The sequence below is a fragment of the uncultured Porphyromonas sp. genome (assembly GCF_947254915.1).
Taxonomy (GTDB): Bacteria; Bacteroidota; Bacteroidia; order Bacteroidales; family Porphyromonadaceae; genus Porphyromonas.
Window position 1 is genome coordinate 1 of the sequence record NZ_CAMYEZ010000054.1, and the last position, 13,049, is coordinate 13,049.

At 48.8% G+C, this 13,049-nt stretch carries 6 protein-coding genes, 2 tRNA genes, 1 pseudogene and 1 riboswitch; of the genes and pseudogenes, 8 read left to right on the forward strand and 1 reads right to left on the reverse strand.

The genetic code is table 11. The features are described from left to right. Positions 1–340 precede the first annotated feature (340 nt). Positions 341–570, forward strand: a riboswitch (cobalamin riboswitch). 94 nt (positions 571–664) lie between these two features. After that, positions 665–3,064 (forward strand): anaerobic ribonucleoside triphosphate reductase, encoded by a 2,400-nt coding sequence (locus tag Q0X57_RS04530; RefSeq protein WP_297728290.1) that lies wholly within the window; start codon positions 665–667, stop codon positions 3,062–3,064. Between the two features lie 29 nt (positions 3,065–3,093). Further along, complete coding sequence (nrdG, locus tag Q0X57_RS04535; RefSeq protein ID WP_297728293.1) at positions 3,094–3,567, forward strand: anaerobic ribonucleoside-triphosphate reductase activating protein; 474 nt, start codon at positions 3,094–3,096, stop codon at positions 3,565–3,567. Here the strand turns inward: nrdG and Q0X57_RS04540 are convergent. Then, positions 3,536–5,287 (reverse strand): S41 family peptidase, encoded by a 1,752-nt coding sequence (locus Q0X57_RS04540; protein WP_297728296.1) that lies wholly within the window; start codon positions 5,285–5,287, stop codon positions 3,536–3,538. The two genes, nrdG and Q0X57_RS04540, sit on opposite strands and share 32 nt — an antisense overlap. 460 nt (positions 5,288–5,747) lie before the next feature. Between Q0X57_RS04540 and Q0X57_RS04545 the strand changes: the two genes are divergently transcribed. From Q0X57_RS04545 to Q0X57_RS04570, 6 genes and pseudogenes are all read left to right on the forward strand, one after another. After that, positions 5,748–5,824 (forward strand) — tRNA-Ile (locus tag Q0X57_RS04545). Between the two features lie 263 nt (positions 5,825–6,087). After that, positions 6,088–6,174 (forward strand) — tRNA-Ser (locus Q0X57_RS04550). A gap of 238 nt (positions 6,175–6,412) precedes the next feature. Beyond that, positions 6,413–8,011 carry an N-6 DNA methylase gene (locus Q0X57_RS04555; RefSeq protein WP_297728299.1) on the forward strand — a complete coding sequence of 533 codons (1,599 nt, stop codon included), beginning with the start codon at positions 6,413–6,415 and terminating at the stop codon, positions 8,009–8,011. A 40-nt stretch (positions 8,012–8,051) separates the two neighbouring features. Next, complete coding sequence (locus Q0X57_RS04560; RefSeq protein WP_297728302.1) at positions 8,052–9,119, forward strand: restriction endonuclease subunit S; 1,068 nt, start codon at positions 8,052–8,054, stop codon at positions 9,117–9,119. A gap of 49 nt (positions 9,120–9,168) precedes the next feature. After that, positions 9,169–12,438 carry an HsdR family type I site-specific deoxyribonuclease gene (locus Q0X57_RS04565; RefSeq protein ID WP_297728304.1) on the forward strand — a complete coding sequence of 1,090 codons (3,270 nt, stop codon included), beginning with the start codon at positions 9,169–9,171 and terminating at the stop codon, positions 12,436–12,438. Positions 12,439–12,480: 42 nt separating this feature from the next. Further along, positions 12,481–13,049, forward strand: a pseudogene (locus Q0X57_RS04570) (hypothetical protein); the annotation flags it as partial.

Sequence of the window (13,049 nt, forward strand, 5' to 3'; positions counted from 1 at the left end):
GCCATAGAGACGTAGATGCACTCGTTCGCTATAATGCGTCCCCCCCCCTGGAGGATGCACTTTGAATTTGCTTTCGCCACTCACTTTACTAAAGAAAAGCTGCCCAATACCGACAACTTAGTAGACAAAGCAGAGAGACCAAAGATTCTAATTGGAAAACTTCCAAAAAACTCACTTTTCGCAAACGACTAATCCACAAGTTATTGCAATTTACTTTTGGACAACTTTTCAACAACTATCGTTTTCAAAGTTGTTTTATTTGGTCATCTCGTAGGAAAGCTGTAATATTGCACTCGCAACAAACAAGGATGCCCTACGCTACCCCTTCTTTCGTCAATCTGCGATCTATATATAATAGGGTGAACTAGCGCATATCGCCTAGTCATTGGGAAACTGGTGTGAGTCCAGTACAGAACCCGCTGCTGTAATTCTCGCCTTGGAGGAGGATCACATATCCACTGTCTTAGCTTCATAAGATGGGAAGGAGATTACTCCGAGTAGGGCTACGCTACACATAGCACAGTCCCGACGAGATAAGTCAGAAGACCGACCCTAGCATACAGAGATCGTAAGGGATAAGACGAGGAGTGCCACTAGAAAAGCGACAGTCGCACGAGAGATGGATATGACGTGAGCAACCTACATTACTTTCGGGAATTGAAGTATGACAACAACAATCAAACAAATCATCAAGCGGGATGGGCTTCAGGAGCCGTTTACCCCGTCCAAGATTGAGAACGCCGTTCTCAAAGCCTACATCGCAACAGGTCAGACCGAGTGTCTCCAAGAGGCGAAGACCGTAACTATGGGTGTCCTCGGGCGCATTGATCAGGAGGTCATCTCTGTCGAGGAGGTGCAAGACCTCGTCGAGAGCGAACTTATGAAGGTGCAGCCTGAGGTGGCTAAGCGCTACATACTCTATCGCGAGTGGCGCAACACAGAGCGTCAGAAGAAGAGCGAGCTCAAGCGCAACCTTGACGGCATCGTAACCATCGACAGCAACGATGTCAATCTGAGCAATGCCAATATGAGCAGTCACACGCCCGCTGGGCAGATGATGACCTTCGCATCTGAAGTCTCTAAGGACTACACCTACCGCTACCTGCTCCCCACGCAGTATGCTGAGGCGCACCGTCGTGGCGATATCCACATCCACGACCTCGACTACTACCCTACCAAGACGACCACCTGTATCCAGTACGATCTAGCGGATCTCTACGAGCGGGGCTTCCACACGAAGAATGGTAGCATACGCACGCCTCAGAGCATACAGAGCTATGCCACGCTGGCGACAATCGTCTTCCAGACGAACCAAAACGAGCAGCATGGTGGACAGGCGATACCAGCCTTTGACTTCTTCATGGCTCCTGGCGTCTACAAGACTTTTCTCAAGCATATCGCCGATACGACCCGCCTATTCCTCCACTGCCAGGGAGCTACAGACCTGCCCTCAGTGCGAGAGATACGAGAGCTGGCTGGTCAGCATCTAGATAGTATCGTCCCAACCTCGACGGCGGTGACGAATCTGTGTCAAGCTCTAAGCCAGAGGGTCAATAAGGAGATACCACGCAAAGAGCTGGTCTACCTCATCAATCAAGCGATCGAGCGCACCCGTCGTGACACGCATCAGGCTATGGAGGGCTTCATTCACAACCTCAACACGATGCACTCGCGTGGTGGCAATCAGGTCGTCTTTAGCTCGATCAACTATGGTACCGACACCTCTGCCGAGGGACGTATGGTCATTGAGGAGCTAATGAAAGCGACTACCGAAGGTCTAGGCGTAGGTGGCGAAGTGCCAGTCTTCCCGATACAGATCTTTAAGGTCAAGGATGGTGTCAACTACTCCGAGGCGGACTTTGACCGTGCGATGAAAGACTTCGACCGTGCTGTGGCTGGGGAGATAGAGTTTGAGACGCCAAACTTTGACCTCTTCCTGAAGGCTTGCGAGACAACGGCAAAGGCGCTTTTCCCCAACTTTGTCTTCCTCGATACGCCCTTCAATCATAGTGATGAGTGGGATGCCAATGACCCGCTGCGCTACCGCCATGAGATCGCAACGATGGGATGCCGTACGCGTGTCTTTGAGAATATCAATGGGCCACGCACCTCGATCGGTCGTGGCAATCTCTCCTTTACGACGATCAATCTACCTCGCCTAGCCATCGAAGCAATGCGCTATGCTAAGGAGCAGATGGGTACGAAGGAGGATCTAGGCAAAATGCGCAGTATAGCGATCAATAAGCTCTACACTTCAATTCGGGAAATGGCTCAGCTCGTGGGCGAGCAGCTACACACCCGTTACGAATTTCAGGCGACAGCCTTGGCGCGTCAGTTCCCCTTCATGATGGGCAATGATGTCTGGAAGGGCGGTGGTGCCCTGCGTCCCAACGACCCCGTCGGTCACGTGATAGACAGCGGTACGCTCGGCATCGGCTTCATCGGTGGGCACAACGCTATGTGCGCCATCTACGGTGAGGGACACGGCACCAACGAAGACGCTTGGCACACGCTCTACCACTGTGTTGAGATCATTGGTGAGGTAGCACAGGAGTTTAAGGAGCGTTACCATCTCAACTACTCCGTACTAGCCACTCCAGCTGAGGGTCTCTCAGGACGCTTCACACGCCTTGACCGTAAGCGCTACGGGGTCATTGAGGGGGTCAACGATAGAGCTTACTATGTCAACTCCTTCCACATCGATGTCAAGGAGGAGATCCACATTGCGGACAAGATACGTCTGGAGGCTCCCTTCCACGCACTCACGCTGGGAGGACACATTACCTATATTGAGCTTGATGGCGAGGCTAAGAAGAATGTCAAGGCGATCGCCAAGATTGTCAAGCTAATGCAAGACAACCACATTGGCTACGGCTCTATCAATCACCCGATAGACACTTGTCGCGAATGTCACTACAAAGGGGTCATCTATGCGAAGTGCCCGATATGTGGTGGCGAAGACATACTACGCATGCGCCGCATCACAGGTTACCTGACAGGCGACCTCTCCTCGTGGAACTCCGCCAAGCGTGCCGAAGAGGCTGATCGCGTCAAGCATCACTAGCCTCTTAACCTTCGTCTATCGCCTTTCGGATGAACGTCCTCAAGGTCATACCCGAGACCATCCTTGACGGTGATGGGATACGCTGCTCCATCTACTTAGCAGGCTGCTCCCATCACTGTCCCGGATGTCACAACCCAGAGAGTCACAGTCCGCTCGTAGGCACCCCCCTGACGGAGGAGTACCTGCAGCAGATCATTGACGAGATCAACGACAATCCCCTCCTCGACGGCATCACGCTGAGTGGAGGGGATCCGATGTTCAGTCCTGGGGAGCTACTCACGCTCCTCCAGCGTCTCAAGAGCGACACGGGGCTAGAGATCTGGTGCTACACAGGCTACACGCTCGAGCAGATAGAACAAGACCCCACACGTGCCCCACTACTAGACTATATAGATGTACTCGTTGATGGACGCTTCGTACAGAGTCTCTACGACCCACAGCTCCCCTTCAGAGGCAGCTCCAATCAGCGCATCATAGCACTGCACAAAGAGTCTGCTCAATAGCTTTTGATAGATATGGGTCTACATTGGTCAGAATAGTATCTGTCTCAAAAAGAACTGGAACGTCGATCTTGACACCTCGTCCATTCATTGGAAAGTAGTTTGAGTCCAAAACTCCTAAACCTGTCAAGAAAGTCATGACTCCTCCTGGGAATTCGTATAAATGTACGTTCCCATTCGCTCCAGATGAAGAAGTTCCTACAGTAATGGCTTTGGGGTTCTTTTGTAGCATCATACAGAGATACTCCGAGAAGCTCTCGGTCTGGTTGTCTACGATCAGAATAACATTACCCTTGTAATAGAGTTCACTGCCTAGATGCTGAGCCCCGGGCACATACTTAAACTCTCCTGGCCGCTGACTGTCAGGGTAGACTATGTATGCGAAGTTTTCAGTTTTGGGGATAAAGCACTTAGATAGTTCCCTAAAGGACGATGGATATGGATAGCATCTTAGGTCAAGGATAATGTATTGGGCATTGCAAACTTGACGATAAAAGCTCTCCACATTGTCTTGCTTTGCTGATGCCAAGTGCCAGTAAGCAACGGAATCATTAAGCCACTGAGGCTTCATTTTACCCTCTTCCTCTAGCTTCAGAGAGTTGAAGTAATCCATATGTTCGCTTCTCTCCTTAACTTCTAAGGTGTCCTTGTTTCGTCGAATCTTCAGAACGAAGCTCTCTTGAGGGGTTGACAAAATCGCATTATTGAGAAACTTATCTCGAGTTGAAGCATTGCTCGCAGAGACAAAAAGAGCAAGACTATCACTTAGGTGTTTTATGGGGATGGAGTTTACCGATAGGACTTCATCCCCTATTTTTACATTGGTGGGATAGTTGGCTGATCTCTTACTGTACACAAACCATCTCCCCGATAGAGATCTCATCCTAAACCCAGCCCTGCGCTCTCCGAATAGAAGCGTATCCATTGCTGTCGAGTGAGACGCATGAGAGTCATTCAGTCTTGCTGTGATATAGCGGATTGCCTTGTGGTAATCAACTTCGTTCTCAACGTGCAGAAACATTGGGATAGCCTGTTGCAAGGACAAGTCCCAAGGCTGCTCAAACAACTGCCTGTTTGGATAGAAATAATAGACAAAAGAGTAGAAGTCAAAGAGCCCGATAAGGCGATTAAGTGGATTGCGCCAATCAAGATCACTATAGGAGCCTTTCCTCCTTATGGGACCATTAGATTTGTTGTAAGTGGCAAAGCTCGCACTAGTCTTATCTATCTGAGTGTAAGCGTGAGCGAGCCGACCGAGGAGCATCTTGCTTTCTTGAGTCAGGTCAGAAGACTCTCGCACCCATCCTTCTTCACTTATCGCAAAGAGACTATCAGCATTTGTCTCCCCTCCTATGCGTGCCAGCTCTGTACTTAATGCTTGCTGTAGTTTGTCATTAAAACTTTTGATAGAGACATTCTCCTCAACCACCTCCTGCAATATAGGATAGAGCAGTTCACGAGCATAGTTCTCTTTATAAGATGTCGATTTGTACTCAATTAGTCCATATATCTTTGCTGTATAAAACAGCTCTCTTTCTCTCTCTGAAACCATACTATCTGGCAAACAGACAGGATGATTAGCCATCCTATAGACTGGATCTATAGGAGAAATACTTGCCTCAAAAGAGTTCTCAAGAAGTCGGACATAACGAACAACCCCATATCCTAAAAGGATGAGAACGAAGACGACAACCAACCAGAGTAAATACTTCAGTCTCTTCATTGGTAAAAACGCAAGAAGACAATACAGAGAGCTTGCATACAATAAAAGCTATACGCACTCCTATTAACGTTACAAATGTAGCTATTTTTAGGAGAATGCATATCTTCTAGTCTCCACCGAGGAAATCCACAGCACCTCGGTGGAGATCTTTTGTTTTCCACGGAGAGCCGATATAAAACTTCGGAAGAGTGAAGTGAAACTTCGGAAAAATGAAATCAAAGTTCCGAAGATTTTTTTCATTCCTCACTGGATAATCCAAAATCTCCACTGAGGAATCGTTTGATTTCCTTGATGATGACGTAGATGGACGCCTCAATGCATATGCGTAAGGCTATTGAGTCAGTCCATATATCGGAAAAAAGCATTACCTTTGCACCACGACAGAGCAAGTAGCGCTTCCTCGGCAAGTGTCTTGTGCGTTAAGACACACATTAGAGGTAAGCCATTTGGCAACTCATCGGGTCCTATAGCTCAGTTGGCTATAGCACCTGACTCATAATCAGGGAGTCCTTGGTTCAAGCCCAAGTGGGACCACCATAGCGGAATAGGCTGATATATAGCGGATTAGGAAGTATAACTAACTCGCTATATATCGTCGTATGAAAAAGTCAAGCCTACCATTTGCAACGAATTTGCAACTATAGCTGTCCGATAAAAGCTTTTCAGCGGAAGAAGAGCTTCTTATTTCATCGGATAGTCAATCTCCCAGCTTGTCAGATCTCTGATGCAATCTACGGTGTGAGGTCAGAGTTTGCCAAGTCAAATAAAAGTAGTACCTTTGTGCCAGCAAAGCCCAAAAAGGAAGTGTGGGTGAGTGGCTGAAACCAACAGTTTGCTAAACTGTCGTACGGGTAACCGTACCGGGGGTTCGAATCCCCCCGCTTCCGCAGTAAAGGGTGTAAATCAACGTGTTACGTGGTTTACACCCTTTTTCGCACCCAAAAATTACTGGTTGGAATATTTGACTCAGCAACTTCGATGGTTTTATGCTTTTTAATGTCTATCTAGAGTCTATCTAGCGGGTGGAATGTACCATCTACTATTTGGATTAAGCTAGATTGGCGGAATCTGAGAATTTCAGTAAGTTTGTAGCTACAAAAGATATAGACACCATTAAAGTATCGTATGGCGAAGAAAAAGAAAACAGCACAGGCGAGTGCACCCAGCCTCGAAGCCATCCTCTTTAACTGCCGGGATTATCTCCGCAGTAATGCTTCTCTCAACGATAAGCGAGACTTGCTCTTGACGCTCGTCTTCCTCCGCTTTATTGGAGAGAAGTTTGAGGACGAGCAGCAGAGACTACGCCAGCAGTGTCTCGATAATGGCATGACAGACGAGGAGGAGATAAAAAACTTCCTCGACCAGCCAGGTATGTATAGCGGTATCGCCTTCGTGCCAGCAGCGGCGCGCTGGGGAGAGCTCATACTCCTCCCCCCGACAAGGCTCAACGCCTCCCTCGACGACGCTCTGAATGCGCTAGAAAATAGTGGCGAGACCTTCAAGGGCTGTGTACGTCTAGGGCTCTTCACGAGTATCAATCTCGAGGCGAATGTCATCAAAAAGGTGATGGACGAAGTACACAAGATCTCGCACAAGACCTTTGGCACGGAGCGAGACCTCATCGGGCGGGTCTATGAGTACTTTCTCAAGAGCTTTGCCATCAATGCCACCAAAGAGGAGGGCGAGTTTTATACGCCCCACGATATTGTGGAGCTGATTGCCGCTTTTGTCGAGCCGTTTGATGGCACTCTTTACGACCCTTGCTGTGGTTCAGGCGGTATGTTTGTGCAGTGTGCCAAATATGTTGAGGCGAAGCAAGGCGACATCATGCAGGTCAATGTCTATGGGCAGGAGTCTGACCCCGCCACTTATCGCTTGGCGAAAATGAATCTCGCTATGCGTGGTATCTCGCACCACCTCGGCGAGCGCAATGCCTCCACCTTTACGAATGATATGCACCGAGGCCTGACCTTTGACTACATCATGGCCAACCCACCCTTCAATCTCAAGAAGTGGTACGACGTCTCCCTCAGCCATGATGCTCGCTGGGCAGACTATGGCTTGCCACCCGAGGGCAATGCCAACTATGCTTGGATACTCCACATGCTCTCGAAGCTTCATCCCGAGCGTGGTGTAGCGGGCTTTCTCCTAGCAAATGGAGCTCTAGGCGATGGCGATACGGCAAGCATTCGTCAGAAACTCATCGAGGCGGACAAAGTCGAAGCCATCGTCGTACTCCCGCGCGAACTCTTCTATACGACAGATATATCCGTCACGATGTGGATACTCAACCAAAACAAGCGTGGCGGACGCTGGCACGACCGCCAGCTCCGCTCGAGACTGGGCGAAGTACTGTTTATGGATTTGCGTAGCTGGACGGGAAACAGTGTCAAGGGGGAGCAGAAGAAGAAAGTGATATTTACCGAGGAGCAAGTCCAGCGAGCCGTAGCCATCTATCACGATTGGCAGGCGGAGGGTACAGACGGCGCAACCTATGCCGAGCCCGAACTCTATCGCTCAGTAGGTATAGACGAGCTACGAGCCAATGACTTTACACTGGTTCCCAGTCGCTACATCGAGTTTGTAGACCGTGATAGCCACATAGATTACCAACAAGTGCTGAGCCAAACGGCACAGAGCGTGGGGACGCTGCTCCAACGCCAAGAGCAGAACGACAAAAACCTACGCAAAGCACTCCATCAGCTCGGCTATGACTGCGAATAAAACGAAGTGGGTACGCCTCGGCGACTATATCGAGCGAAGTATGGCAAATAACAAGGATTTGACATACGGAGTAGACCTTATTCAAGGCGTAAATAGCGATGGGACATTTAGCTCTTCCAAAGCGAATACGATAGACATCAACCTTAAACCATATAAGATTGTCTTGAATGGAGATTTTGTCTACAACCCATCTCGTTTGAACATCGGCTCTATTGCATATCGTCAAGAGGGGCTTTGTATCGTATCTCATCTATATGTAGTCTTTAGGCTCAATGAACGAGGTCGGCAATGTATTATTCCAGAGTTCCTTTATCTCTATTTTCGGCGCGATGAGTTCTTTCGTCAAATTACATTCTTAAACTTTGGCAGTCAAAGACCTGAATTTAATTTCTTTGAGATGTCTGACATTCGCATTCCTCTGCCGAGTATGGAGGTGCAGCAAGAGTTGGTGGCAACTTACGAGGGCTTGAAGCGTTTAGCCGAAGACAACGAAGCTTTGATTGCTCCACTGACCGAAGCTTGTCAGGCGTTTATCGTTGACTGCAAATGCCAATACCCCTCTGTCCCCCTCGGCGACTATATCGAGGAGGTGGATGAGCGCAACACAGAGGGAAAATACTCTGTAGAGGACGTAATGGGCATCAGCATAGACAAAGTATTCATTGACACGAAAGCGAATATGGAAGGGGTTGCACTTACTCCGTACAAGCTTGTGAAACCAACAACGTTTTGCTATGTTTCAGTGACATCTCGCAATGGAGGTAAAATCTCTCTTGCCATCAATAGCAGTGAGCAAACCTATATAGTTTCATCTTCATACGAAGTATTCAAATGTATAGGCGAACTGCTCCCTGAATACCTCTATATATTACTCAGTCGAGGTGACTTTGACCGCTATGCTCGTTTCAATTCTTGGGGCAGTGCCAGAGAAACATTTAGCTGGGAGGAGCTGTGCCGTGTACAAATCCCCTTGCCCCCACTCGAGGTACAGCAGTCTATTGTGAACCTCTACCATTGTATTGAGGAGGCGAAAAGCATTGCCCGAGAGGCACGCGAGAGACTCACAACGCTCTGCCCCGCCTTGGTACAGTATGCCATAAATGCCTAGCACAATCTCACACGAAGCGTATGCCCCCAAAAGATAAAGATTGACGACTATGAAGTTCTACGAAAGCGATTACGAAAAGGCTCTCATCGCTCTCCTGCAAGAGGTGGGATGGGACTACACGTATGGGGGTGAGCTACATCGCCACAATGAAGAGCTCCTCCTAACGGAGGACTTGTCCAGCTTCCTCCAGAGCCAGCACCCCGAGTTAGAGCCCGACGATGTGACGAATATCATCGACCACCTGCGCCACACGGGTGGGCAGACTCACTTTGACCGACTTCGTGCTACCTATCATCTCCTTGTAGACGGCTACCGCTATACAAGACAGCGTGATGGCGTGGCTTTTGACATTGCTTACATAGACTTCAACGAGGTGGAGCGTAACAGCTTCCGTGCAGTCAACCAGTTTGAGGTGGGCTATGGGCAGGGGGGAGACATCCGCATCCCCGATGTGCTACTCTTTGTCAACGGCATACCACTCTGTATCTTCGAGCTGAAGAACCCCACCGATGCCACAGCCTCCATAGCCAGTGCCTACGAGCAAATACATACACGCTATATGCGGGACATCCCCCATCTCCTGAGGTATTGCCCACTCTCTTGTATCAGTGATGCCACACGAAACAATACCAAACTTGGCACCACCTACACGCCCTATGAGCATTACTATGCTTGGAAGAAAGTGCGCAACGAAGAGCCCTCAGCCCAGAGCGGAATAGACCAAGTACGCACCATCGTGTGCGGTGTGTATGAGCCTGTGCGCTTCCTGGAGATATTGCGAGACTATATTTACTTCCCCGATGTCAAGAGCGACAAGGAGGAGGAGGTCGTGTGTCGCTACCCGCAGTTCTTTGCTACGAGACAGCTACGAGACCACGTTCTCAAGGCTTATGCGGAGAGGGATCCTCGCGGGGGAACTTACTTCGGTGCTACCGGCTGTGGCAAGACCTATACGATGATGTTTCTCGCTCGGCAGCTCGCACTACGCTGTCCCGAGTTGGGTTCGCCCACCATCGTTATGATTGTGGATCGTGACGACCTTCAGACACAAGCGGGCAAGCTCTTCCTGCGCTCTAAAGAGTTTTTGTCACTCGGAGCAGCCGAGGTAATAAAGAACCGATCCGATCTCAAAGAGGAGATGAGCTTGCGTGAGACTGGCGGCTTTTTTATCTGTACCGTTCAGAAGTTTTGTGAGGAGACGGGGCTACTCAACGAGCGACGCAACATCGTTTGCTTTTCGGACGAAGCCCACCGTACGCAAGTGCGCCTCAACATGCAACTCAAGGTCAAAGACAAGGACAAAGATAGATTAGGTGCATTTGTCACCAAGCCTTATGCTGAGCTGCTGCGTATCGCCTTTCCCAACGCTACCTTTGTGGGCTTTACGGGTACGCCTATTGATGATACTATCCAAGTCTTCGGACAGATCGTGGATAGCTACACGATGCAGCAGGCTGTGGCAGACGGCATCACCCGAGATATCAAGTATATACCACGTATTGCCAAAGTAACACTGGAGGCAGAGAAGGTCAGGGAGATAGATGCCTACTACCAGCAATGTGCCGAAGAGGGAGCGACAGAAGAAGATGTCGCTCAGAGCAAGAAGGCTATGAGTGCGATGGAAGTAATACTAGGCGATGACGACCGACTGGAACGCTTGGCAACCGATATCATTGAGCACTACACGCAGGCTTGTGACAACCGCATCGATGTGGTGCAGAAGGCTATGATCGTCTGTAGTAAACGAGAGATCGCTTATAGACTATTACAGAAGTTCAAAAAGCTCCGCCCAGATTGGTTCATAGAGCGGAAGTCGCCCGATGATAGTCGCCTGCCCCAAGAGGATCTACAGAAACTCACCCCTATGCCGACCATAGCTATGGTGGCAACACGTGGTAGCAATGATGCGGCAGATATGTATCACTACTTAGGCGACAAGAAGCGTATCAAAGCGATGGACGATGCCTTCAAAATGCCCGAGAGCAACTTCCGCATCGTTATCGTGGTAGATATGTGGATTACGGGCTTTGATGTACCTTGTCTGACCTATCTCTACAACGACAAGCCTCTGCAAAAGCACTCCTTGATACAGACCATCAGCCGTGTCAATCGCAACTACCCTGGCAAGGACTTTGGTTATGTGATTGACTACATCGGCATTCACAAAAACATGATGGAGGCGATGCGTTCTTTCGAAGGTGATGACTTCGGTCCCAGCGAGGATGATGTGGCTCAAGCCCACGAGGCTCTGCACATTGAGCTAGAGATTATCAAGCAGCTATTCTCAGGCTTTGACCTTTCGCCCTTTACCGACAAAGGGGCAACGCCCTTAGCGCGCTTGGAGTGCCTCTCTCAAGCAGCTGAGTACATCCTCACGATGAGTGAGACACTGAATATAGAGAATGGTAAGGGTGTCTCTAAAAAGGTGGGAGCCAAGACCTTCTTCTTAGCTCATGTGAAGCGACTGAGAGCGGCTTACGATGTGTGCCAGCCCTCTGGCGAACTCTCGCACGATGAGCTCTCCCTCTCGCAGTGCTATATGGCCGTAGCTTCGTATGTGCGTAAGACTTCAGGCGAGAAGCACGATGTGGAGAGTATGAATAGAGCGGTCGAACGTATGGTGCAGGAGGCTCTGCGCTGCAGCTCTGTGGTCAGTATCTTAGATACCGATGTCGAGGAGCAAATATTCAGTCCAGAGTTTACTGAGCAACTCAAGAATATTAAGCTCCCGGCTACAAGGCTCGAGCTCTTGGTCAAGATGCTGCGCAAGACCATTCGAGAATACAAAAACACCAATAAGGTAGCAGCTGAGAAGTATGAAGATCTGCTTCGTAAGACGCTAGAAGCTTATCACGAGCGTAAGGAGGCTCTCTCTGCGGAAGAGGCGTCTGCCACTCAGAGCGAAGCTGTCTCTGCCATCATAGATGAAGCCACGAGGCAAGCGATGGAGTTGCTCCATCAGTTGGGTGAGGATAAGGAGAGCTTCAGAGGGCTGGGCTTGACTTTTGAGGAGAAAGCTTTCTACGATATCTTGATATACCTCAGAGATAAGTATAACTTCGTATATGGCGAGGACAAGCGTGTAGGCTCACTCATCATCAACGATAAGTGCAAGGCACTGGCCAAGAAGATTAAGGAGCTAATCGATGTACAGTCGTCATTTACCGACTGGCTCAACAATCAAAAAATACGTGCTGATCTCAATCAGAAGATATACTTCTGCCTTCGAGCAGCAGGCTATCCGCCTCAGTATAATCAAGAAGTCTTTGAGCAAGTGATGGAGCAGGTGGAGCACTTCAAGGAATATGGAGGGGAGTAAATATTAAGTAGAATAGTACATACATTATTCATCTTGTCATAAATGAAGAATCAGCCATTATTGCCAGAGTTGATAAGTAGAGACAATGATGCTTATCCAATCGTTGAGGACTTAAAAGAAGTCTTAGACGTTGCTTTTGAAAATAAGAAAATTAAGAACATTGCCTTAACAGGACCCTATGGATCTGGCAAAAGTTCTATATTAGATACATTGCTGACCATTTTGCCCAAAGAGAGGAAAACATTACGTATCTCTTTGGCTACTCTGCGTGTAGATGACACAATTGCCAATTATGAAAGTGTTCCCCCAAACCAAAGAGATCGGGAAGATGCAGAGGAGGCTTTGAATCGAAAAATTGAGTACAGTATTTTACAACAACTGATTTATCATGAGAAAGCACGCACTGTTCCAAGCAGTCGTTTGCGTCGAATTTTGCACATCCCTCCAAGGGAACTTTCTCTCTATTCATTTGGAGTAATTGTATTTGTTCTCTCTTTCTTTATCGCCTTTGAACCATCATGGGCAAGAATAGAGACCTTCTACACTCTATTCAATTGGGGCTGGGTTAACATCGCATTTGATATTGTCTCCGCTTTGTATATGTTTTGGGG

Excerpts from the sequence above, each read along its gene's own strand:
- Q0X57_RS04530 (WP_297728290.1), top strand. The coding sequence starts at position 665 with ATGACAACAACAATCAAACAAATCATCAAGCGGGATGGGCTTCAGGAG.
- Q0X57_RS04555 (WP_297728299.1), top strand. The coding sequence starts at position 6,413 with ATGGCGAAGAAAAAGAAAACAGCACAGGCGAGTGCACCCAGCCTCGAA.
- Q0X57_RS04540 (WP_297728296.1), bottom strand. The coding sequence starts at position 5,287 with ATGAAGAGACTGAAGTATTTACTCTGGTTGGTTGTCGTCTTCGTTCTC.
- Q0X57_RS04565 (WP_297728304.1), top strand. The coding sequence starts at position 9,169 with ATGAAGTTCTACGAAAGCGATTACGAAAAGGCTCTCATCGCTCTCCTG.
- Q0X57_RS04560 (WP_297728302.1), top strand. The coding sequence starts at position 8,052 with ATGGCAAATAACAAGGATTTGACATACGGAGTAGACCTTATTCAAGGC.
- nrdG (WP_297728293.1), top strand. The coding sequence starts at position 3,094 with ATGAACGTCCTCAAGGTCATACCCGAGACCATCCTTGACGGTGATGGG.